Raw genomic sequence first — 21,377 nt, 5'->3', positions numbered from 1 at the left:
AACTTAGATCTCCATCCCGAAGTGCTGGCTGAAACGGACGTCGCCCTCGATCATGTCGTGCATGTCCGGGACGTCGTTGCGGAACATGAGCGTACGTTCAATGCCCATGCCGAAGGCGAAGCCGGAGTATTCCTCCGGGTCGATGCCGGCGGCGCGCAGCACGTTCGGGTTGATCATGCCGCAGCCGCCCCACTCGATCCAGCGCGGGCCGCCCTTGGCGCCCGGGTGCCAGATGTCGAGTTCGGCGCTCGGCTCGGTGAACGGGAAGTAGGCCGGGCGCAGGCGGATCTGCGCTTCCGCGCCGAACATCTGGCGTGCGAAGTGCTCCAGGGTTCCGCGCAGGTCGGCCATGGTCAGGCCCTTGTCAACGGCCAGGCCTTCGAACTGGTGGAAGACCGGGGTGTGGGTGGCGTCGAGCTCGTCGGTGCGGAAGGTGCGTCCCGGGCAGAGCACGTAGACCGGCACCTCGCGTTCGAGCATCGAGCGGACCTGCACCGGGGAGGTGTGGGTGCGCAGCACCAGATGGGCGTCGGCAGGCTCGATGAAGAAGGTGTCCTGCATTTCGCGGGCCGGGTGGTCGGGCTTGAAGTTCAGCGCGTCGAAGTTGAACCACTCAGATTCGACCTCGGGGCCCTCGGCGATTTCCCAGCCCATGCCCACGAAAATGTCCGAGACCCGGTCCTGCAGCACCGACAGCGGGTGGCGGGCGCCGGCACGGCGGCGGCGCGGCGCCGCGGTGACGTCGACGGTCTCCTCGACGAGGATGCGGGCCGCTTCGGCCTCTTCTAGCACCACGGTGCGAGCTGCCAGCGCCTTGTTGACCCGCCCGCGGGCGCCGCCCACGAGCTTGCCGGCGACGGCCTTCTCCGACTTGTCCAGCTTGCCGATCTGGCGGTTGGCCAGCGACAGCGGCGACTTCTCGCCGGTATGGGCCAGACGCGCTTCCTTCAGCTCGTTCAGGTCCCCTGCGGCTTCGATGGCGGCCAGGGCGGCCTCTACTGCCTGGGAGATCGCTGCTTCATCGGTGGGGTGCGGAATGTTCGGCTCCGCGTCCGGAGCCGTTGGTGTTGTCTGATCAGACATGGGATCGATCGATCCTTACTCTTATCTCGTAATTACTCGTTCAAGCACTTTGCTTCTATTCTATTGCCAAGGGCCCGTCTTCGTTTCAACGATGACGGGCCCTGAGCGTGGCACTGCTTACGCAGCTGCGATGAAATCCGCGCTAGTGGGATTCCTTGGCGGCCTTCGGGCTGAAGGCCAGCACGAAGACGAAGGTCAGCACCAGCAGTGCGCCGCCGAAGATGATGGAGTAGAGCATTGCGAAGTTGGCCTTGCCGGTGGCCTGGTAGGACTCGGCGCCCTGGATCAGGTCGAAGGTCACGGTGTGGTGATCGACCTGGCCGGCGGTGGTGGAGACGATCGCGCCCGGGAAGGTCACTGCGAAGTTCGCCTCGGTGAAGCTGGAATCAACGGCGGTCTGGCCGGTGCCCGGCATGGAGAAGGTGAACTCCTGCCCGTTGCCGGAGATGGTGACCGGGAAGCCGAAGACGGTGAAGGCGTCGGCAAGCTCGGTGAAGGTCATGGTCTTGGCAGTCGTGAAGGCCAGGCCGACATTCTCGCCGTCATCGATGTTGCTGGTGGTCCAGACGCCGGCCAGCTGCGTGTTCAGCTGGTCCATGTTGACCTGGGTGGCCAGGAGATCCTGGAAGTCCAGGCCCTGGAGCGCGTCCTTGTTCATGGTGACTTCGACGGTACCGGTGGCCTTGTCGTCACCCTCGATGCTGACGCCCGCGTTCATGTTGACGCAGCCGGACAGGGCCAGCACGGCGGCGAAAGCCAGCGCAATGACGCTAATTAGTCTCTTCACGGAGACGCTCCTTGAAATTTGGGTAGGTGGCTTGCAAACCACTATTGACGCTGTAAACAGTCTACGGGTGTTGGGCCAGATGGCCGATTCGGCACAGCGCCAGGCAGGCACCGACAATCGGTGCATCGGCGGGAATCCACGGAACCGCTTCCCCCAGCGAATCGTCCAGGTCCAGCCATGCCAGCTGGTCATGCCCGTCCAACGGCCGGGGTTCCCCCTCGGTGATGACTGCGAACCACACGCGCATCGCCGCCTTGTCGTTCAGCTGCCATCCCTGCGGCAGCGGACCGGCGATTTCGGCGCCCAGGCGCAGCTGCACACCCAGTTCTTCGCGCAGTTCGCGGTGCACCGCCGCGGTGTCGGACTCCCCCGGTTCGACCTTGCCGCCGGGGAATTCCCAGAGGCCGGCAAGGCTTTCGGGACGGTTGCGTCGCGCGGCGAGCATCCGGGTGGGCGCAGTGAGGTCGTCGACGATCGCCACCGCGACGATCTGCTTCAGTGCGGTATTCATTCAGGCGTTCTTCCCTCGGGATTCGGTTGCAGTCGGCTAGCGCTGGGCCCGGGCCGAGCCGTAAAGGCAGACGGTGGCCGCAGTTCCGACGTTCAGCGACTCGGCGACTCCGTACAACGGAACGGCCACCCGGAAGTCCGCCGCGGATTTTTCATGCACGTCCAGTCCTTGGCCTTCGTTGCCGAACAGCCACATGGTGGGTGTTTCCAGCACCGGTGCGGTTCCGTCGGTGGGGGCGCCGCCTCCGGCATGGGCGCGCAGCACCGCCTGGTCCTGCAGGGCGTCGAGGTTGTGGGCGGCATAGCCGTCGGCGGCCAGCACCTGGATTCCGGTGGCCTTGGAGGCGGCGACGAGGTGGTCGAATTCGACGTTGCTGAGCACCGGGAGGTGGAACAGCGAACCCACCGTGGAGCGCACGGCCTTCGGGTTGTAGATGTCGACGCTCCCCTTCGTCAGCACCACGGCGTCCGCGCCGGCGGCATCGGCGGCGCGCAAGATGGTTCCCGCGTTGCCCGGATCCTGGACCCGGCAGAGCACCGCGATCAGTTTCGGCTTGGCTTCGAGCACCTCGCTGAGCTGCGGCTGGCTCATGGCCACCACACCCAGGATGCCCTGCGGGGTCTGCGTATCTGCCATGGCAAGCAGCACTTCCCCGGTGACAAGACGCGGCGTCAGCTTGATATCCGCCAGCAGCTCATTGAATTCGGGGTGGCTTTCAAGGAATCCGGGAACCGCATAGATGTCCTGGATGAGATTGTCATTGTTCCGGTGCGCCAGCAGCGCTTCACGCACGGCTTGCGGGCCTTCGGCGAGGAACTGACCGGTGGCTTCACGTCCCTTGCGGTTGGCAAGCCGTGCGACGGCCTTGACCCTGTCGGCGCGTGGATTGGACATGAGCTCGGGCGAATAGGTCATGATTCGAGAATACCGGTAGAAACGCCAAAGGGCAGGATCCGCACCAAGTGCGGATCCCACCCTTTGGTGTGATCTCTCCAATAAAGAGGAAGTAGATTTACTTCATCTTCTGGCGGGCTTCGCCGCCGGCAGGCTCGAAGCCTGCGGCCTTGGCAGCCTCGATGGAGTTGAACCAGACTTCAGCGTCAGTCTGCTCGTACCAGGTCGAGCCCGGTACGTGGTACTTGTTGGAGCCTGCGTTGCCCTTGATGATGAAGCCCTCTGGAACCTCAGCACCTTCAACTACCTTGAAGACACCGTTTTCGTCCGTTGCCTCTGCGGCTGGGGCCTTTGCGGCCTCTGGAGCAGCGGCAGCAGCCTTAGCAGCAGCCTTTGGGGCTGCAGCAGCTACTACCTTAGGCGCTTTTGGGGCGTTGACGTCAGCCGGCAGGGCACCCTTTGCTACCTGAACCAGGGTGGCGAAAGCGTTGGAGTCCGAGACAGCCAGCTCGGCAAGCATGCGGCGGTCAACCTCGATCTCAGCAGCCTTCAGGCCCTGGATCAGACGGTTGTAGGTCAGGCCGTTGGCGCGGGATGCAGCGTTGATGCGCTGGATCCACAGGCGGCGGAAGTCGCCCTTGCGCTTGCGACGGTCGTTGAAGCTGTATACGAACGAGTGGAGCAGCTGCTCCTTGGCCTTACGGTACAGGCGCGAACGCTGTCCGCGGTAGCCCTTGGCGCGTTCCATTACGACGCGACGCTTCTTGTGGGCGTTTACTGCCCGCTTCACACGTGCCACGTGTGTCTCCTTCAAGTTGGTTCCCCATGCCGCGATGGCGGAATGGGAGAAATCTATGGGTGGTGGGGTAATGCTTCCCCGAATTGCGAAAGGGAGGCTTAGAGGCCCAGCATCCGCTTGATGGTCTTCACATCGGCCTTTGCGACCAGCTGGTCAGAAGCCAGGCGACGGGTCAGTCGCGAGGACTTGTGCTCCAGGTAGTGACGGCGGTTAGCCTGCTGGCGGACGAGCTTACCGCTGCCGGTAACCTTGAAGCGCTTCTTGGCGCCACTGTGAGTCTTGAACTTCGGCATAGCTGCCGTTCTCCTTACGTGCTCCACACGGCAATTGAATACCGTGTAGGGATCATCCGAAGCGGGCCCCTTGCGAAAGGTGACCGCTGCTGTTCTCTTGTAGTTGGATCTTCCAAGGGAAGTTCCTTCACCGGCTGGCGGTGACGGGCTCGAAAGCCCAACAGGCTTGGCTAGGCGTCGCCCTCAGCTGCTTGGCGTGCCTGCTCCAGCTTGGCGAGTGCATCCTCGTCCATCGCTGCAGCGACATTCTGGCCTTCGGTCTCGGCTGGAGCGTCAGTGCGGATCTTGCGCTTGGCCGAATCACGGCCTCCCGACTTCTGCTGCTGTTCGCGACGAGCCTCGGCCTTGTTCTTCAACGGACCTACAACCATGACCATGTTTCGGCCATCGATGCGCGGGCTGGATTCAATGATGCCAACCTCTGCGACATCCGCTGCAAACTTCTCCAGCAGGCGGATACCCATTTCGGGACGCTGCTGTTCACGACCGCGGAACTGGATCATGGCCTTGACCTTGTCACCGGCGCCCAGGAAGCGCAGTGCGTGGCCGACCTTGGTCTGGTAGTCGTGGGTGTCAATCTTCAGGCGGAAGCGAACTTCCTTCAGGACCGTGTTGGTCTGGTTCTTACGAGCTTCGCGAGCCTTGACTGCGGCTTCATACTTGTACTTGCCGAAGTCCATCAGTTTGCACACTGGAGGCTTGGCGTTGGGTGCCACCTCGACCAAGTCCAGATCGGACTCGTGAGCCAGTCGAAGCGCGTCCTCGATGCGGACGATGCCTACCTGCTCACCATTGGGGCCGACGAGACGTACCTCTGGCACGCGAATGCGCTCATTAATGCGTGGATCGCTGATGTGTCACTCCTGAAATCCTAAGTTCCATACCCGCAAACGAAGAAGGCCTCCGGCTGCGATTGCAGGCGAAGGCCACAGTGACGACACGACATAACTTCGGAAAACTCCGAGTTGCATCTGGGACATGCTCAAGCACATCCTGCCGAAGTACCCGGAAGCCTTAAGCGGCGACAGCGGGTGGGAGTTGGCCTCCACTTGCATGGCTCAATACTAGTACGATCCGTCCGCCCGGCGCGAACCGGTGAACGCTGACTGCATGTATTGAGTCGGTCTGTGACAAGCTTAGCAGTATGAGTACCGAAGACACCAACTCGCACCAGCACTCCGTCGACCAGCAGGTGCGTGACATCGCTGAGGTCGCGGCAGTAGAGATCATCACGACGGCCGCTGTTCACCTGATGAGCGCCGCTGCCGTCAAATGCGGCCTGGCCGAAGGCGACGACGCAAATGAACTGAAGGATTTGGATGAAGCCCGCAAGCTGATCACCGCCCTCGCAGGCCTAGTCACTGCCGGGGCACCGGAGATCGGTTCGCAGCATGCGGCGCCGCTGCGCGATGGCCTGCGCAGCCTGCAGCTGGCGTTCCGCGAAGCTTCGCTGATCCCCGACGAGCCAGGCAAGGGTCCCGGAGAAAAGTTCACCGGACCGGTCAACTAGCCTTCAACCCGAAAAATTTAAGAGATTAAGATCATCCTCGGCCCGGCATGCTATGCCGCACCGAGGATGATTTTTTTATGGTCCGCGTATCCGTGAAGCCGGAACCTACGCTGCAATGCGTGTACGGGTGCGTTGGCGACGGACCCGGCGTCGAATTTGCTGGGCGATCAATGCCATGACAACAACCGCGATGGCCAGTGACCCAATCCCGACGAATGCCAGCGGTGGGCCGAAATTGTCGACCATCACGCCGGTCAGCGGAGAGCCCAGCGCTGTGCCGCCGGTCATCGCCGATCCGTACCAACCCATGGCTTCGCCTCGGCGCTTCTCCGCCACCAGGTCCGTCAACCATTCGGAGGCTGCGGACAGGGTCGGCGCGCACATGAAGCCCGGGAGTGCGGAGAAGATCGCCAACGACAGAGGATCCCAAGCGAAGAACATCGGGATTGTCAAAATCGCCATGAGCAGCAGCAGCACAAGAGGCGAAATATTGCGGCGCATGGCGCCGTAGAGCAGCCCGCCGATCAGCGAAGCTCCGCACCAGAAGAGGAAAACCAAGCCGAGCTGTTCACTGTTGCCGCCTGCTTCGAGTTCGGCCACGATGGACACCTCGGTGCCGGTCAGCAGCATTCCCGCCCCGGATGCCGAGATGAAGACCGCGAGCACCGAGGCGCTAACCCAGTTGAACCGGTTCTTGAAGTTCTTTCCGCGTTTCTTGATCCTGGCACGCGCAGATTTCATGCCGGCAAGGATCAGTTCGCCTTCAACCTCGGGCACGCCCACCGGGGCGGCAGCGATGAAGCTTGCCTCGGCCCCGAGTCGCTCCTCATGGACGTTGGCCTTGTTCGCCGAAGCCTTAGGATCGGCGCTGCTGGTCGGAGGGTTCAGGAGCATCATGGCCAAGCCAGCCACCGAAGCCGTCACGCCGATGACACTCAACCCGATGGTGCTTGAAATTTGGGTGGCCACGATGCCTGCCGCCGCGGGACCGACAATGAACACCAGCTCGGTTGCGGTCGCGTCCAAGGCGAACGCGGTGCGCCGTTGCTCTCCAGTGGTCATGACACCCAAGGCGGTACGGACTACGGAAAAGACCGGCAGTGCAAAGAGCCCTCCGATGAACGCCAACGGATAGATCCACACCAGCGGGACGTGGGGTACGGTGCACCAGACGGCAGTCTCCACGATGACCGAGGGAATCAGCGCCCGTCGCAAGCCCCACATGTCCACGCGGGCACCACGCCAGGGGGCGCCGATCGCGATGCCGATCGTCATCAACGCGGTCACCAGACCGGCGGAAACCCAGCTTTGGTCGAGGTTGGTGACCAAATGGAGCAGAAGCAACATGCCCAGCGCCGAATGAGGAAGCCGAGCCACCATGCCGATAACCAACAGTGAAGCGATCTGAGGCTGACGCAGAATCTGCCAGTAGTTCTTCATGACGTGGGGTGTTCCTCTTCGGGTAGGCCCATCCCTAGCTGGATGAGCTGAGCAAGCTGATTTCTATTGAGTCCACCGCCTCGGCAAACTCGGGTTTTCGGGCCAACTGCCCGTGGATACTTGACGCGATTTCCCGCGCATCGTTTTCGCTGGTCCCTGCCGCGAAAACGAACTGAAGGTTCAGTTCCGGTCCGGAGCCGCCTCCGGGGACTGCTTGGCCCTGTGCGTCACGTGATCCGACACCTCGGCCCGGTGCAACCTGCACCTTGCGCAGCTGGTCGTAGCCACTAGTCGCTTCCTGTACCAGCTCGGCAATGTGCTGGTTCAGATAGCTCGGCGTCCATTCGATCTGTTTGGCAAGATTCCACATGCCAGGTCGTCGAAGGACGAAGGTATAGTCACTGCCTGGATCCAACACCAGCAGCTGGCATTCTTCGCTAACCGCCGACAATGCTGCGCGCGGGGCGTAAACTGCAACAGGTCTCGCTTCGTTGTGCCATGCCTGGAGACGTTCAACGGTAGTGAACACCGGTAGCGCCATGCGTCCGTCCGGCCCCTTGATCTTGACCAGAGCCATGTCTGCTTCCTTGTCGGCGGCGAAGCCGTGCTCGGTCATCGCCTCTTCTCCGAGCTGGGCTACTACCGCAACGAAGACTCGGGCGTTGGCCAGTGTCTGGTGGACGCCTGACTCGCTGCCCTTGCCGGCGCGCAGATCAGCCAGGGCCTGCATGACCTCGGCATCTGCCAGTCCATCATCCTTGTCGAACTTGTGCAGTGGATTATCTTCACCGGCCAGGTCTCGACCTTCCCAGCTCTGACCTGCGGAATCAGTCGCGGAACCCGCCTGAGCCAATGCCGCGACGATATGTCCGGGCAGATGGCGCTTAGGAGTGGATTCAGGTTGCTCGGTGTTCATAGATCCATGCTATCTGTGAGAAGCCCGACGCAAGAACAAGTTTCAGGGACTGGGGCATGAGCTTGCCCACGAGATCTCGGGCACATTTCAGATTTTCCAGTCGCTGTCGCTTCGCGGCGGACCCAGCTCGTGAAATCTTCAAAGCACGGCAGCACGGGATACGCGTACTTGGATAGTGCAGATGTGCCGGGCGTGCTCCGCTTGGTTCCTGCCTACTGTTCCGTGCAGAAATTTGCGACCTTCGAGGGCCGCAGAACGCGAAAGCTGAAAGATGGTCCTTTTCCGCACCATAAAAGAAAAACGTGGATCGGTTGGAGTATTCCAACCGATCCACGTTTTCAGAACTTTGCTTCAGGCGTAGCTAGCGACGGCCCGCCACATCAAGCGCCTGTGGCAGCGTGAACTGCCCGGAGTACAGCGCCTTGCCCATGATGGCGCCTTCGATGCCTTCCGGCACCAGTGCACGCAGGACACGCAGGTCTTCGAGGGAGGAAATGCCACCCGAAGCTACAACCGGCTTGTTGGTCTTCGAGGCGATCTCACGCAGCAACTCGACATTCGGACCACGCAGGGTTCCGTCCTTGGTTACGTCGGTAACGACGTAGCGTGCGCACCCGGCATCCTCAAGACGGGCGAGCACTTCCCAAAGGTCTCCCCCGTCCTTGGTCCAGCCATGACCCGACAGGGTAGTGCCGCGCACATCCATGCCGACGGCGATCTTGTCGCCGTGGCGGGCAATGGCCTTGCGGGTCCATTCCGGGTTCTCCAGAGCGGCGGTACCCAGGTTCACGCGGGTGGCACCGAATTCCAGCGCCCGGTCGAGCGATGCGTCATCGCGGATGCCGCCGGAGAGCTCGACCTTAATGGTCAGTTCCTGGGCGATACGCTGGACGATCTCGATGTTGCTGCCACGGCCGAAGGCCGCATCGAGATCGACCAGGTGCAGCCATTCAGCACCGTCGTTCTGCCAGGCCAGTGCCGCTTCCAGAGGGTCGCCGTATCCCGTTTCGGATCCGGCTTCGCCCTGAACCAGGCGCACTGCCTGACCACCGGCGATATCTACTGCAGGTAGCAGTTCGAGGATTGGTTGCTCAGTCATGTTGTCCTTCTTCGAAAGTTTGAAACTAGAGGGTCAAGGCCCATGCTGCGATGACACAACCAGCTGCCAGGCCCCACGCGGCGATGATCCACGACAGGTGCGCCTTCTGGTTCTTCAGGGAGATTGCTCCGCCGGCAAGAAACGCGCCGACGCCGAGAAGTACGATCGACCACATCTTAGAGGGTCTCCAGCCAGTTGCTCAGCAGCTTCTTGCCGGCATCCCCGGACTTCTCCGGGTGGAACTGCACGGCCGACAAGGCACCGTTTTCAACAGCTGCAATGAAGGGGGTTCCATGGGTGGACCAGGTGACCTGCGGCGGGGTCATCGCCGGTTGGGTGACGTCGAATTCCCACTTCTGAACTCCATAGGAATGCACGAAGTAAAAGCGCTCGTTCTCGATTCCCGCGAAGAGCTTGGTTTTCTCCGGCGGGCGGACGGTGTTCCAACCCATATGGGGGATGACGTCAGCCTGCAGTCGTTCCACGGTGCCGGGCCACTCGCCGATACCGGCAGTCTTGACGCCGTGTTCAACACCCTCATCGAAGAAAACCTGGTGTCCAACACAAATTCCGAGCACTGGCTTGCCTCCGGCGATGCGACGTCCGATCCACCGCAATGCGCCGAGCTTGGTCAGCTGCTCCATGACCGACGCGTATGCGCCGACTCCGGGGACGACCAGTCCGTCGGCCGCCAGGACCTTTTCCGGGTCTGCGGTCAGTTCCACCTCGGCTCCGGCTGCTTCCAGTGCACGCACTGCCGAGCGAACGTTGCCCGAACCGTAGTCCAGAACAACAACTTTCTTCTTTGCCACTTAAAGGGCACCCTTCGTGGATGGAATCTTGTCGCCCATGCGTTCGTCGCGCTCGACGGCTTCGCGCAACGCACGTGCGAAGGACTTAAACTGCGCTTCGACAATGTGGTGCGGGTCGCGGCCCGAGAGCACCTCGATGTGTGCGCAGATTTGTGCGTGGAATGTGATCGCCTCGAAAACGTGACGGGTCATCGAACCGGTGAAGTGTCCGCCGATCAGGTGGTATTCCTGACCCGCTGGCTCACCGCCATGCACCAGGTAGGGGCGCCCGGAAACATCCACCACCGAGCGGGCCAGCGCTTCATCCAGAGGTGCGTAGGAGGTTCCGAAGCGTCGGATTCCGGCCTTGTTGCCCAGGGCAACACGCAGCACCTCGCCAATGGTAATCGCCGTATCTTCCACGGTGTGGTGCACGTCGATATGGGTGTCACCAGTTGCACGCACGGTGAGGTCGATCAGTGAGTGCTTGGACAGAGCAGTGAGCATATGGTCGAAGAACGGCACTGTGGTGCTGATCTCCGAGACGCCTGAGCCATCGAGGTCCAGTTCAACGAATACCGAGGATTCGCTGGTGACTCGTTCCATACGGGCGCGACGTGCGCCAATCAATTCGGCAGACATGTCTTCCTTCGCTTGTCTTGTCTACTTCTGCGTGCTGAGCAGTTCGGTCAGTCGCTCTAAGAAGGCGGTCGTTTCGGCCTCGGTACCCGCGGTGACTCGCAGGGTACCGGCGATTCCGTTGTCACGGATGATGATTCCGGCATCCAGAAGCCCCTGCCAAATGGCGTGGGGGTCTTCCAGCCCGCCGAAGAATACGAAGTTGGAGTCCGAAACCGAAGGCTTCAAGCCAAGTTCGGTCAAGGTACTCACGATGCGGTCTCGCTGGGTCTTGATTTCCTCGACCTGCGCCAGCAGGAGGTCTACGTTCTTCAACGCTGCAATGGCCGTCGCTTGGGTCACCGCAGAGAGGTGGTAGGGCAGGCGGACGAGTCGAATCGCATCGGTGACTTCCGGCGCCGCCGCCAAATATCCGACGCGGGCGCCGGCCAAGCCGAAGGCCTTGGACATTGTTCTGCTGACGATCAACCGCTGACGGCCCGCGAGGAGGCTCAACGCAGATTTGGTGTTGGCCAGTGAAAATTCAGCGTAGGCTTCGTCGACGATCACCATTGCCTTCGTCTCCGAGGCCGCCTCATAGACAGCCTCGATGACATCCAGCCCCAATGCGGTGCCAGTTGGATTATTCGGCGAGCAGAGGAAAACGATATTCGGTGCGTGCTCGCGCACCTGTGCGGCAGCGGACTCAGCGGAAAGTGTGAAATCATCGGCTCGCTTGCCGGCAATATATTCCGTATCCGTCCCGCTGGCCAGCAGCGGGTACATGGAATAGGTGGGGCCGAAGCTCATCACGCTTCGACCGGGGCCGCCGAAGGCCTGCAGGATCTGCTGCAGGATCTCGTTGGAGCCATTGGCAGCCCAGATGTTCTCGCGGTCCAGATCGTGGCCCAGGTACCCGGCCAGGAGTTCGCGCAATTCCACGAATTCACGATCCGGGTAGCGATTCAGCGTCGCCGCCGCCTTGGAGACTTCTTCCGCGATGGCATCGACCACGGTCTGCGGAAGCGGATGGGTGTTCTCATTGACATTCAGCTGAATTGGCACGTCAATTTGTGGCGCACCGTAAGGGGACAGCCCGCGGAGATTCTCACGCAAGGGCAGCTGACTCAATAGTTCACTGCGGACATTCACGTCATTAAGTCTAATGGTGCGGTCGGCGGTTCCAGAATCGGCGACGAAGCTTGGTAACAATACCTGTCGCCACCGAAGGGGGTAGGCCGGCTAATTAGCCAGCACCGGGATGTCCAAGGTATCACCGACGCGGATCTCGCTGGAATCCAGGGCGTTGATCTCTGCGATGTGTTCCATGGCGGCGTTCACGTCGTACCCGACGGCATATTCACGGGCAAGATCCCACAGGGAGTCTCCCGGGATCACCGTTACTGCCACGGTTTCAATTCCCTGCGGCAAGGTGGACGAGGCCTGGGCGCTGGAGGTGAATATGGATACCAAGAATGCGGCGGCGATGGTCAAGATGAAAACGGGAACTCCAACCAGTACCGCCCAGCCTCGGCGATTGATGCGAATCTTCATATGTTCTTTGGTGCGTTTCGAGTCAAGTGCGACGGTAGCCATGACTATTCTCCTCAACAGTGACATGATACGAACCTATCTTCGAATACTAACTTCGAAGATGTGTTCGACTCTCGTATATCTTTTCTAACAGACCCTCGCGGAAATTGTCCAGACACTTTCGAACAAATCTTTGAAAGACTCCCTCACATCGACTAAGATTTCGAAGTAGAAGAGTAACGAGTACATAACATCACCGGCTTCCGACAGTTAGGCATCCGCCCAGCTCTCAACCGGTGATTAGGGAAGGCTAAAGGACATGTCAGCTTCAGAGCGCACTCCCCGATCGAACGCACGTTCGCTGACGATCCGCCAGAAGAAAATTCTGGAGACCATCCAGCGATCGATCGGCAAGAACGGTTACCCACCATCGATGCGCGAGATTGGTGACACCGTGGGACTCAAGAGTCTTTCGAGTGTGACGCACCAGCTGAGCCAGCTTGAAAAGCTCGGCTACCTCCGTCGCGATCCGCGTCGTCCTCGCGCAATGGAGATCCTGCTTCCGTTGCAGCTCAGTGAGGATGCAGCAGCGGCCGAGGCCCCCAAGCCGGTGGACGAAGCCGGCAAGGAAGATGCGAAGATTATCGAGCTGAGCACCTCGGCGGACACCACCATGGTGCCGCTGGTAGGCCGTATCGCCGCTGGCGGTCCGATCTTGGCAGACCAGACTGTTGAAGATGTGTTCGCTCTTCCACGCCAGCTGGTGGGCCATGGCGAATTGTTCATGCTCCGCGTCTCCGGCGATTCAATGGTTGACGCAGCAATCTGCGACGGCGACTGGGTTGTGGTGCGCCGCCAGCAGACTGCGAACAACGGCGACATCGTGGCTGCCTTGCTCGATGAAGAGGCAACAGTGAAGACGTTCCGGCAGCGCGACGGACATACCTGGCTGCTGCCGCAGAATTCGCGTTACGAGCCAATTCTCGGTGACGCTGCGACCGTCATGGGCCGGGTGGTCTCGGTCATGCGTTCGCTCTAGTCCAATATGCCGAAGAGCGCTGGGGATCAGTTCCATGGAGCTGATCCCCAGCGCTCTTCGGTTTAGCTCGGCATCCGAGAATCACTGCTCGCTAGCTTGGGATGCTTACCGCGTTCTACCCTTTGGTTTCAATATCAATATTTCCGGTCGCAAGCCTTCGCAGCTTCAAGACTCGACGTTGGAAAAGAGGGCTCGGAACTAAGTGCAGTTCTCGGAGAGAATACGCTCACTCGCTGCATGCTCGGCACCTGTCATCCATAAACCGTACTTATGTTTGACCTCAACTTGCCGAGTCACGTAATCGCACCAGTATCCTCTTTCCGGTGGAAGCCAGGTTGCAGCATCACTGTCGCCTTTTGACGCATTGGTCGGACCGTCCACAGCCAGGAGATTCAGTGGGTCATTTGCGAATTCCTGACGTTCCACTGCCGATAGCTGCTGTGCCCCCTTTTGCCATGCATCAGAGAGTGCAACTACGTGATCGATCTGAACTGCATTGCTGGTTCCCTGACCACGTTGAAACTGGATCGACTTGCCCGTGTACGGATCGTTGAGGGTTCCGGTCAAAACGACGCAGTCCCCCGTACCGTCTTGGAAAGAGTGGACCACGAGGTCACGGGCGAGAATATCATTACGCGCATCGCACCCGTTTCGGTCCGGATCCCCCCACCCGCTGCCAAACAGGTCGCGGTCGTATCCAGTCTTAGGCGCACGTCCCTTGACCGGTACTTCCGCCAGAAGCTCCAGGGCTCCGGTCGCTTCCTCCCCGAGGTTCTCGGCATCTTGTGCGGTTGATGCTGTTGCCGAGGAAGGCCTGGCTGACTCCGCAGGCGTTGCAATCGGCGTTGGGGCTTCACTATAGATCTCAATCGGCGGAGCTTCGCTCCGGATCACGATTTCAGGTTGATCCGCGGACTCATTGCCGTCCGCGAGACTGGCACCACCAGCCGGTGCGGAGCATCCCGTGAGAATCGCCGAAAGCGCTAGAAATGCGCTCGAAGCAATCGCTATTTTTCGCAACCGACACCGTCCCCATCACGATCAAGCTTGCGCGAATATCCCGGGTCACCTTGATAGATGGGAGCGGCCCCGGCATTCTTCACAGCCGTGCAATTCGCATAGGAGGTGGAAGATGATGCCTTGGCAGGCCGAGTGTAGGCTTCAGGTGCTGCACGTTCTGCCTTTTCTTTGGCAGCTTGCTTCTGCGCTTCCTTTTTAGCCGCTGCCTCCTCGGCCCTTCGCTTGTCGGCAGCGGCTTTCTCCGCTGCTTTCTTTTCGGCAGCAGCCTTCTCCTCCACAGCCTTCTTCTCGGCTGCCTTCTTCTCGGCTGCGGCCTTTGCCTCTGCGGCCTTCTTCTCTGCCTCTTGCTTGGCAGCTAGAACAGACTTATCGTGGTCGCCTTGGCTGGTCCAAACAAGTGCATTCGTGGCACCCTCGTCGCAGTACAGCTTCTCGGAAGCTTGTTCCATGACCAGCTCGTCCCCCTCGCACGTTTCGCCAATGAAATCTGCAAGCGTGGACGGCGATGGACTGGGTGTTGGTGTTTCGCTCACCTTTGTGGTCGGAGCTGCGTCGGCAGAGGGTGGAGCGTCCGCCGCGCCGGTGGTGTCCATGAAGCCGCCAGCGACGATGGTGATAAGAACCGAACCGGCAGTTAGTGCAGCAATTCGCTTCCTGCCGAAAATACGGAGAAACGGCAGTTTGCCCACGACCAGTCCGATCAAGGAAACGATCAGGAGAAGCAATCCCAGCAACAATGCCAATTCGGGTACGGCAAGCATCAAGATGACCAGTACGGCAAGAACGGTTACGACAACCCAGAGTTTCTTGCTGCTCTTCGATTTCGGACGCTCCGGTGGAACAGGAGAAGGAAAATAGGACACGGTACTTCCTCAATGAATTCGTGATGATACGAAATTCCATCCTCTTGATGCACCTGTACAAAAACAACTTCAGGTCCGTCTATTAATTTCTCAAATTCGTCCGGGAATATTGTTCATAATTTCAAGCAGCAAGTCCATCGAAGACTTTGGAGAGCTGATTTTGGGTTCACTTCGATATCATCTAATTTCAGGAAATTCGGAAGCGTGCCAGTCAGCAGGACTTTCAACTTGAAACGTGCTCTGATTCCCTCATCTAGCCACCGGTGTCGGCACTCATTTCCTCTGGCATCACCGGAGAATCCGACAACCCAGCACTCTAGCGAGTAGCTGGCGAACGATGCTGGAAGTAACCAATATCACCCTTCATCCATGGTGATGGAACTGAATTCATCCGCAATTATCCGGCACGGGAAATTCTGCACAATTGAACCGTCTCTACAGCGAAAATGACAATTCCGCGCCACCACCTCTGGAACCGCCCGCGAACACTCCGATAATCGAATAAACGGAACAGCGGAATGCGGGGTGCGTGAGAATTGCGACCACCATTCCACGGCTCCCAGTGAATAAAAATCATCCCATCCTGAAAGCCGTTTCAGCGATCCAAGCGGTTATCCATTCGGGTCCATGCGCTTGAGAACGCCGACGATGGTCTTCTTGTCCACTGTGGGCCACATGGGCGGCAGCGAGGCTTTCAGGAAACTTCCATAGCGTGCAGTAGCCATTCTCGAATCGAGGATCGCGACAACCCCTTTGTCCGACACTGAACGGATCAGGCGGCCAGCGCCCTGGGCGAGGCGGATAGCCGCATGGGTTGCCGAAACCTGCATGAATCCATTGCCACCGTGCTTCTGCACATCCTCGGTACGTGCCTTGGAAATTGGGTCGTCCGGACGGGGGAACGGGATCTTGTCGATAATGACCAAACGACAGGCGTCGCCGGGCACGTCTACACCCTGCCACAGGGTCATGGTACCGAACAGACAGGTGTCCCGCTCCTCGGCGAACTGTGCCACCAGCGACTTCATGCTCGCCTCGCCCTGGCAGAGGATGTCCACGTCGAGGCGCTCGCGCAGAATCGCGGCCGCCTCTTCGGCCGATCGCTTCGAGGTGAACAGCGCCAGCGCGCCACCGCCCGAAGCCTTGATCAGATCCTCGATTTCGTCCAGGGTCTCAGCCGCAAGCTGCCTACCTGGTTTGGGCAGGTGCTTGGCAACGTACAAGATGCCCTGTTTCGGATAGTCGAAGGGACTGCCAACGTCGATGCCGGTCCAGGAAGGAGCCCCGGCGCCCATGAGCCCGAGAGATCCCGCCACGGAGTCGAATTGCGCGCCGATAGCCAAGGTGGCGCTGGTCAAGATGACGGTGCGCCCGTCGAATAGTCCTTCACGCAGCTTTCCGGCCACGGAGAGCGGCGCCACGTTGAGTGTTGCCGGTTGGGTGTCATCCGCCTCGACATAACCGCGGCCCTCGACGAACTCGCGTGGGCGGGTGGTGTAGAGCACCTCACGGCGCTCTTCAGCTTCGAGCATGCGGATGGCATCGTCCATGACCGCCTGCATTTGCGACCGCGCGGTCTGCCGGCCGCCATCGGCTGGTGCGTTTGCTTCCGGCTTGGTCAATGCGAGAACCAGCCGTGCCTGCTCGACGATGTCGTTCAGGGCGATACCCATGTCTTCGCGCAGCCCGGTCGGCAATAGCCCGGTTGGAACTCCGGTCAAGGCCTTTTCCAGCCTGTTCGTTGCCTTCACCAGTTCATCCACGTTCACCGCGCAATGGCGCTTGGCGCCGCCCGCTGCGGTGAGTACCGTACGAGCCGACAATGCCCCGGACACCGAACTGGTGACGCGGTCTTGGAGCTCGTGTGCTTCGTCGATAATGGCGACGTCGAAGTCCGGCAGCACCGACAGCCCTTCGAAGGCGGAAACTGCCAGCAGGGCGTGGTTGGTAATCACCACATCGGATTCAGCCGCGCGGGCGCGGGCCATCTCCGAGAAGCATTCATCGGCCATGGGGCATTTCTGCGAGCCCAAGCATTCCATGGCGGAGACCGAAACCTGTTTCCAGGCTTTGTCGCTGACGCCCGGGACCAATTCGTCCCGGTCCCCGGTGTCGGTGCGCTCGGCCCAGTCGCGAAGCTTCATGACTTCGCTGGCCAGAGGCGAAAATGTCTGCCCCCTGGGCGCAGCGGGCTCGTCCAAGGAGAACAACGTCCCCTCGTCATCCTCCGGATATCCGCCGCCGAGCTTGTACTGGCAGAGGTAGTTGGATCGGCCCTTGAGCAGGGCCACATCCATGGGTCGCGAGAGCTTGCCCTTGAGCGAATCCAGGAGCCGGGGTACGTCGCGACCGACGATCTGCGACTGCAACGCCAGGGTTGCCGTCGATACGATCACCGGCTTGGAGCTGGTCTGCGCGTGCGCCAGGGCCGGAATCAGGTAGCCCATGGACTTGCCCGTACCGGTTCCGGCTTGCACGAGCAGGTGCTCTTCGTCTTCCAGCGCCGAGACGACATGTTTGACCATTTCCTGCTGGCCAGTGCGCATGGCACCGCCCATGGAAGTTACTGCCGCTTCCAGCAGGTCAAGGGCCTGCTCTTGCTTATCCATGAAGGTTGAAAGTCTCCAACTCTGCTGCCATTGATTCTCTTACCTTGACGATCATTCTGGTTCCGTTCTCCAGATGCTCGCTGTCAAGGATTTCAGATTCGCTCTGATGCAGTTTCGCGATCAAATCCCCGCGGTTGTATGGAATCAGCACTTCCATCTGCACGCTCGGACGCGGGATGGAAGAGCTGACCTTCGCCAAGAGCTCCTCGATGCCCTCTCCGGTGTGCGCCGAGACAACCACGGTGTTCGATTCGCGATTGCGGATCCGTTCAATGACGAACGGGTCAGCCACATCCGCCTTGTTCAGCACGATAATCTCGGGAATATTCAGTGCATCAACTTCACCCAACACCGTGCGTACAGCCTGGATCTGGCCTTCCGGGTCCGGATGCGAAGCATCGACGACGTGGAGGATCAGGTCAGAATCGGCGATTTCCTCCAGCGTCGATCGGAAAGCCTCCACCAGCTGGGTAGGCAGGTTCGACACGAAGCCCACCGTGTCAGCCAGCGTGTAGGTCAGCCCGTCTTCCGTAGCCGACTGACGTACCGTGGGATCCAGCGTGGCGAACAAGGCGTTCTCCACCAAGACCCCGGCGTTTGTCAGACGGTTGAGCAATGAGGACTTCCCGGCATTGGTGTAGCCGGCAATGGCCACCGCCGGAACCTCGTTGCGGCGGCGGTTTGCGCGCTTGGCTTCGCGAGCCGGTTTCATCGCCTTGATCTCGCGACGCAGTTTGGCCATGCGGTCGCGAATGCGCCGGCGGTCCATCTCGATCTTAGTTTCACCCGGGCCGCGCGAACCGATGCCGCCGCCGGCGGCGCCGACACGGCCACCCGCCTGACGGGACATGGACTCGCCCCAGCCGCGAAGACGCGGAAGCAGATATTCCAGCTGGGCCAGTTCGACTTGGGCCTTGCCCTCGCGGGACTTGGCATGCTGCGCAAAGATATCCAGGATCAGGCTGGTGCGGTCGATGACCTTGACCTTGACGACGTCCTCCAGCGCACGGCGCTGCGACGGGGCAAGTTCAGCATCGACGATCACGGTATCGGCTCCCGTGGAAGCCACGATCTCGCGCAATTCCATGGCTTTGCCCGAGCCAAGGTAGGTCGACGGGTCTGGCTTGCTTCGGCGCTGCACCACACCGTCGAGTACCTCCGAGCCGGCGGTCTCTGCCAGCGCGGCCAATTCGCGCAGGGAGTTCTCCGCTTCGGTGACGCTGCCCTCGGTCCATACCCCAGCCAAGACCACGCGTTCCAGGCGCAGCTGGCGGTATTCGACCTCGGTGACGTCTTCAAGCTCGGTAGACAGGCCCGCAACACGGCGCAGCGCGCGTCGTTCGGCTAGATCGTCCTGCTCGCCGTCGTAGGTGGAATAGCCGGAGGAAAAGCGGTTTAGTGCTGTCGCCTGTCCCGAGAAGATGGATTCATCATCGGATGCGAAATGCTGCACCTGCGGCCCCTGGGCCTCATCTGCCGCAAGAATGCGATCAATGGCCGCCTGAATCTGGGCTTCGTCCATTGACGATGAATCGTGTTCGTGTGACTCGGAGTTAGTCATGGTCTCCTTTGAAGTACTTCGCTTTCCAGAATAGTGCGGGGCACCCCCACTTTGCGACGTGGCACGGTCGTTTTCTAGGTGTTCGTTGGTCATTGAGTATCCTTTGCAATTTTTGATGACAGCGATCGACGCTGATGTTGATGCGGTTACTCAAACGCAAAGGCAAGGTGAAGACCCCGACACACCTGGGATTCTGAAAAGTAGAAAAGACTTTGCCGCCTGCGGATTCCGCTGTCCAGGCGCGCAAAATCAGCGCCGGGAATCCGGGAATCACGGGTAACCGTGTGGGCTACGTATTAGACGAAGAACAAAGTCATAGGGAAAACTCTATCAGTCTTGCGAACACCCGTACATATTGTCTTTGTCACGTTGCCTCCAGCCGTGTTTGGCGCGTGCGCACGCAACGATAAACTTTGCAGTATGAGCTCGGATCACTACTTCAGCGCCAGCCCCGCCTCGGCCGATGAACGCCGCACGATTTCTGTCGAGTTGAACGGCCGCGCCCGCAAGATTCAGACCGCAGCGGGTATCTTCTCGCCTTCGGGCTTGGACAAGGGCACCGAAGTGCTGCTGAAGTATGTTCCGACGCCGCGCGGACGCATTCTGGACATCGGCTGCGGCTGGGGACCCATCACCATCACCGCCGCGGAGCAAAGCCCCGAGTCTCTGGTCTACGGTGTCGATGTCAACGAGCGCTCCATCGAGCTAGCCCGCCTGAACGCGCAGAACCTGGGCTTGGACAACGTGGTTGTCGGCCGGCCTGAGTCCGTGGATCCCGAGCTTGAATTCGACACGATCTGGTCCAATCCCCCGATCCGTATCGGCAAGGAAGCCCTGCATGAGCTGTTGCTGCAGTGGTTGCCGCGGCTCGCGCCCGGCGGCGAGGCCTGGATGGTGGTGCAGAAGAACTTGGGCAGTGATTCCCTGCAGAAGTGGTTGGTTGCCCAGCTCCCGGGCGACTGGAGCGTCACCCGTGAAGCTACGGCCAAGGCTTTCCGCGTCTTAAAGGTATCCCGCCCGGCCCGGTAGCCTGCCCCGGCCGAGCCGCGGGCGGGACTGAGCGCTAGTCCCGGCCGATGATGCCTCGCGCAACCAGTTCCGCCGGTCCGCTGAGCACGGTATCTTCCCGGGCGTCGCCGTTGGCAAGGAATTCAACCCCGACGGTGCCGCCGGGAACCTCGACCGACCAATTATTGATCAGGGCGGTGCCGCGCGCCCAGTAACGCATTGCCGCTGCCGCTGCGCAGGCTCCAGTGCCGCAGGACAGCGTCTCCCCTACCCCTCGTTCAAAGACGCGCATCTTCACCCGGGCCGTACCTTCCTCGATCAGCGGCTCTGCGGGAACCACGAATTCCACGTTGGTGCCGTAGGGAGGGGTCGGGGAAACTTCTGGGGCGATAAATAGGTTCAGGTCATCCAGCATGCCTTGGTCGGGCAGCGCTACCACGGTATGCGGATTGCCCATGGTTATGCTCAACGCCGGAAGCGCCTGTTCCCAGCCGCTGGGGCGGACCATCGAGTCCACCGAGTCGCTGGCGGCCTGGTCCTCATGGATCAAACCCCATGGGCCCAGGTTGGCCGCGTACCCGTCCTTCAGCCGGGTGACTTCCTTGACGCCCGCACGGCTGCCGATCTGCAGGCTCTGCCCGACCGGCAGATTCACCAGGCCTTCCGCAAGGAGGAAGTGCACGAAGGCGCGCACTCCGTTGCCGCACATCTCCGCGATGGAACCGTCGTTGTTGCGGTAGTCCATGAACCAGTAGGCCTTGGGATTCTCGATGAACTGCTGCTCATACCCGGACACCTGGGAGGTCGGCACCGCACGGATAAGCCCGTCGCCGCCGATGCCGAAACGACGGTGGCACAGGGCCTCCACCTGCGCGGCGGTGATTTCAAGGGCTCCTGTGGGATCCGCCAGCAGGACGAAGTCGTTTCCAGTTGCATGGCCCTTGGCAAATGGCTGGCCTGCAAGCTGCTGAAGTTCGCTGCGGTACATCCGTGCTCCTCGTGT

The 21,377-nt window shown here is 60.5% G+C and carries 23 protein-coding genes; 3 read left to right on the top strand and 20 right to left on the bottom strand.

Annotated elements, in window-relative coordinates:
* Positions 1-3: 3 nt before the first annotated feature.
* The 7 genes from pheS to infC all read right to left on the bottom strand — a co-directional run bounded on the left by pheS (position 4) and on the right by infC (position 5,188).
* Positions 4-1,083, bottom strand: a complete 1,080-nt coding sequence (gene pheS, locus JQN66_RS05795; protein WP_188949210.1) for a phenylalanine--tRNA ligase subunit alpha — start codon at positions 1,081-1,083, stop codon at positions 4-6.
* Positions 1,084-1,225: 142 nt separating this feature from the next.
* Positions 1,226-1,870: an LppM family (lipo)protein gene (locus JQN66_RS05790; protein ID WP_204677009.1), complete on the bottom strand. Its 645-nt coding sequence runs from the start codon at positions 1,868-1,870 to the stop codon at positions 1,226-1,228.
* Between the two features lie 61 nt (positions 1,871-1,931).
* The gene (locus JQN66_RS05785; RefSeq protein ID WP_204677008.1) at positions 1,932-2,381 is read right to left on the bottom strand and encodes a (deoxy)nucleoside triphosphate pyrophosphohydrolase; all 450 of its coding nucleotides are present in this window, start codon (positions 2,379-2,381) and stop codon (positions 1,932-1,934) included.
* 36 nt (positions 2,382-2,417) lie between these two features.
* Positions 2,418-3,296 (bottom strand): TrmH family RNA methyltransferase, encoded by an 879-nt coding sequence (locus JQN66_RS05780; RefSeq protein ID WP_204677007.1) that lies wholly within the window; start codon positions 3,294-3,296, stop codon positions 2,418-2,420.
* 97 nt (positions 3,297-3,393) lie between these two features.
* On the bottom strand, positions 3,394-4,074 hold the full coding sequence (gene rplT, locus JQN66_RS05775) for a 50S ribosomal protein L20, sunset domain variant (protein ID WP_204677006.1): 681 nt from the start codon (positions 4,072-4,074) through the stop codon (positions 3,394-3,396).
* 98 nt (positions 4,075-4,172) lie between these two features.
* Positions 4,173-4,367 (bottom strand): 50S ribosomal protein L35, encoded by a 195-nt coding sequence (gene rpmI, locus JQN66_RS05770; protein ID WP_047121169.1) that lies wholly within the window; start codon positions 4,365-4,367, stop codon positions 4,173-4,175.
* Positions 4,368-4,537: 170 nt separating this feature from the next.
* Positions 4,538-5,188, bottom strand: coding sequence for a translation initiation factor IF-3 (gene infC, locus JQN66_RS05765; protein WP_229777417.1), 651 nt, complete (start codon positions 5,186-5,188; stop codon positions 4,538-4,540).
* Between the two features lie 323 nt (positions 5,189-5,511).
* Between infC and JQN66_RS05760 the strand changes: the two genes are divergently transcribed.
* Complete coding sequence (locus tag JQN66_RS05760) at positions 5,512-5,877, top strand: DUF1844 domain-containing protein (protein ID WP_188949205.1); 366 nt, start codon at positions 5,512-5,514, stop codon at positions 5,875-5,877.
* Between the two features lie 105 nt (positions 5,878-5,982).
* Here the strand turns inward: JQN66_RS05760 and JQN66_RS05755 are convergent, their stop codons facing one another.
* From JQN66_RS05755 to JQN66_RS05720, 8 genes are all read right to left on the bottom strand, one after another.
* Complete coding sequence (locus JQN66_RS05755) at positions 5,983-7,317, bottom strand: MFS transporter (protein ID WP_188949204.1); 1,335 nt, start codon at positions 7,315-7,317, stop codon at positions 5,983-5,985.
* Positions 7,318-7,351: 34 nt separating this feature from the next.
* Complete coding sequence (locus tag JQN66_RS05750; protein ID WP_188949203.1) at positions 7,352-8,233, bottom strand: SseB family protein; 882 nt, start codon at positions 8,231-8,233, stop codon at positions 7,352-7,354.
* 361 nt (positions 8,234-8,594) lie between these two features.
* Positions 8,595-9,332, bottom strand: a complete 738-nt coding sequence (gene priA / locus JQN66_RS05745) for a bifunctional 1-(5-phosphoribosyl)-5-((5-phosphoribosylamino)methylideneamino)imidazole-4-carboxamide isomerase/phosphoribosylanthranilate isomerase PriA (RefSeq protein ID WP_204677005.1) — start codon at positions 9,330-9,332, stop codon at positions 8,595-8,597.
* A gap of 25 nt (positions 9,333-9,357) precedes the next feature.
* Positions 9,358-9,507 (bottom strand): hypothetical protein, encoded by a 150-nt coding sequence (locus tag JQN66_RS05740; RefSeq protein WP_188949201.1) that lies wholly within the window; start codon positions 9,505-9,507, stop codon positions 9,358-9,360.
* A gap of 1 nt (position 9,508) precedes the next feature.
* On the bottom strand, positions 9,509-10,144 hold the full coding sequence (hisH, locus tag JQN66_RS05735; protein WP_204677004.1) for an imidazole glycerol phosphate synthase subunit HisH: 636 nt from the start codon (positions 10,142-10,144) through the stop codon (positions 9,509-9,511).
* Positions 10,145-10,765, bottom strand: a complete 621-nt coding sequence (gene hisB / locus JQN66_RS05730) for an imidazoleglycerol-phosphate dehydratase HisB (protein ID WP_188949199.1) — start codon at positions 10,763-10,765, stop codon at positions 10,145-10,147.
* Positions 10,766-10,786: 21 nt separating this feature from the next.
* Complete coding sequence (locus JQN66_RS05725) at positions 10,787-11,893, bottom strand: histidinol-phosphate transaminase (protein WP_204677003.1); 1,107 nt, start codon at positions 11,891-11,893, stop codon at positions 10,787-10,789.
* A gap of 90 nt (positions 11,894-11,983) precedes the next feature.
* The gene (locus tag JQN66_RS05720) at positions 11,984-12,337 is read right to left on the bottom strand and encodes a LysM peptidoglycan-binding domain-containing protein (protein ID WP_188949197.1); all 354 of its coding nucleotides are present in this window, start codon (positions 12,335-12,337) and stop codon (positions 11,984-11,986) included.
* A 256-nt stretch (positions 12,338-12,593) separates the two neighbouring features.
* On the opposite strand from JQN66_RS05720, the gene lexA reads away from it, so the two are divergent.
* A complete protein-coding gene (gene lexA, locus JQN66_RS05715; RefSeq protein WP_204677002.1) occupies positions 12,594-13,313 on the top strand; it encodes a transcriptional repressor LexA in 720 nt (239 codons plus the stop codon).
* Between the two features lie 198 nt (positions 13,314-13,511).
* On the opposite strand, the gene JQN66_RS05710 is transcribed toward lexA, so the two are convergent.
* From JQN66_RS05710 to hflX, 4 genes are all read right to left on the bottom strand, one after another.
* Positions 13,512-14,333, bottom strand: coding sequence for an HNH endonuclease family protein (locus JQN66_RS05710; protein ID WP_239464157.1), 822 nt, complete (start codon positions 14,331-14,333; stop codon positions 13,512-13,514).
* Complete coding sequence (locus JQN66_RS05705; protein WP_239464156.1) at positions 14,321-15,196, bottom strand: excalibur calcium-binding domain-containing protein; 876 nt, start codon at positions 15,194-15,196, stop codon at positions 14,321-14,323. Before JQN66_RS05705 ends, JQN66_RS05710 begins: the two co-directional genes overlap by 13 nt.
* A gap of 611 nt (positions 15,197-15,807) precedes the next feature.
* Positions 15,808-17,805, bottom strand: a complete 1,998-nt coding sequence (locus JQN66_RS05700; protein WP_204677001.1) for an ATP-dependent DNA helicase — start codon at positions 17,803-17,805, stop codon at positions 15,808-15,810.
* Positions 17,798-19,366: a GTPase HflX gene (gene hflX / locus JQN66_RS05695; RefSeq protein WP_204677000.1), complete on the bottom strand. Its 1,569-nt coding sequence runs from the start codon at positions 19,364-19,366 to the stop codon at positions 17,798-17,800. Before hflX ends, JQN66_RS05700 begins: the two co-directional genes overlap by 8 nt.
* Positions 19,367-19,786: 420 nt before the next feature.
* On the opposite strand from hflX, the gene JQN66_RS05690 reads away from it, so the two are divergent.
* Positions 19,787-20,395: a class I SAM-dependent methyltransferase gene (locus JQN66_RS05690; RefSeq protein ID WP_204676999.1), complete on the top strand. Its 609-nt coding sequence runs from the start codon at positions 19,787-19,789 to the stop codon at positions 20,393-20,395.
* A 34-nt stretch (positions 20,396-20,429) separates the two neighbouring features.
* Here JQN66_RS05690 and dapF read toward each other — a convergent pair whose 3' ends face one another.
* On the bottom strand, positions 20,430-21,362 hold the full coding sequence (dapF, locus tag JQN66_RS05685) for a diaminopimelate epimerase (protein WP_204676998.1): 933 nt from the start codon (positions 21,360-21,362) through the stop codon (positions 20,430-20,432).
* Positions 21,363-21,377 lie beyond the last annotated feature (15 nt).

The sequence above is a fragment of the Glutamicibacter protophormiae genome, from assembly GCF_016894325.1.
In the GTDB taxonomy this organism is placed as follows: Bacteria; Actinomycetota; Actinomycetes; order Actinomycetales; family Micrococcaceae; genus Glutamicibacter; species Glutamicibacter protophormiae.
Note: the sequence above shows the minus strand (reverse complement) of the source record. Positions and strands in the feature narration are given on the sequence as shown.

Bases quoted from the DNA above. Each gene is read 5' to 3' on its own strand.
- rpmI (WP_047121169.1), bottom strand. From the start codon at position 4,367: ATGCCGAAGTTCAAGACTCACAGTGGCGCCAAGAAGCGCTTCAAGGTT.
- lexA (WP_204677002.1), top strand. From the start codon at position 12,594: ATGTCAGCTTCAGAGCGCACTCCCCGATCGAACGCACGTTCGCTGACG.
- dapF (WP_204676998.1), bottom strand. From the start codon at position 21,362: ATGTACCGCAGCGAACTTCAGCAGCTTGCAGGCCAGCCATTTGCCAAG.
- JQN66_RS05750 (WP_188949203.1), bottom strand. From the start codon at position 8,233: ATGAACACCGAGCAACCTGAATCCACTCCTAAGCGCCATCTGCCCGGA.
- JQN66_RS05740 (WP_188949201.1), bottom strand. From the start codon at position 9,507: ATGTGGTCGATCGTACTTCTCGGCGTCGGCGCGTTTCTTGCCGGCGGA.
- hflX (WP_204677000.1), bottom strand. From the start codon at position 19,366: ATGACTAACTCCGAGTCACACGAACACGATTCATCGTCAATGGACGAA.
- JQN66_RS05690 (WP_204676999.1), top strand. From the start codon at position 19,787: ATGAGCTCGGATCACTACTTCAGCGCCAGCCCCGCCTCGGCCGATGAA.
- priA (WP_204677005.1), bottom strand. From the start codon at position 9,332: ATGACTGAGCAACCAATCCTCGAACTGCTACCTGCAGTAGATATCGCC.
- JQN66_RS05780 (WP_204677007.1), bottom strand. From the start codon at position 3,296: ATGACCTATTCGCCCGAGCTCATGTCCAATCCACGCGCCGACAGGGTC.
- pheS (WP_188949210.1), bottom strand. From the start codon at position 1,083: ATGTCTGATCAGACAACACCAACGGCTCCGGACGCGGAGCCGAACATT.
- JQN66_RS05720 (WP_188949197.1), bottom strand. From the start codon at position 12,337: ATGGCTACCGTCGCACTTGACTCGAAACGCACCAAAGAACATATGAAG.
- JQN66_RS05785 (WP_204677008.1), bottom strand. From the start codon at position 2,381: ATGAATACCGCACTGAAGCAGATCGTCGCGGTGGCGATCGTCGACGAC.
- hisB (WP_188949199.1), bottom strand. From the start codon at position 10,765: ATGTCTGCCGAATTGATTGGCGCACGTCGCGCCCGTATGGAACGAGTC.
- JQN66_RS05755 (WP_188949204.1), bottom strand. From the start codon at position 7,317: ATGAAGAACTACTGGCAGATTCTGCGTCAGCCTCAGATCGCTTCACTG.
- JQN66_RS05700 (WP_204677001.1), bottom strand. From the start codon at position 17,805: ATGGATAAGCAAGAGCAGGCCCTTGACCTGCTGGAAGCGGCAGTAACT.
- JQN66_RS05760 (WP_188949205.1), top strand. From the start codon at position 5,512: ATGAGTACCGAAGACACCAACTCGCACCAGCACTCCGTCGACCAGCAG.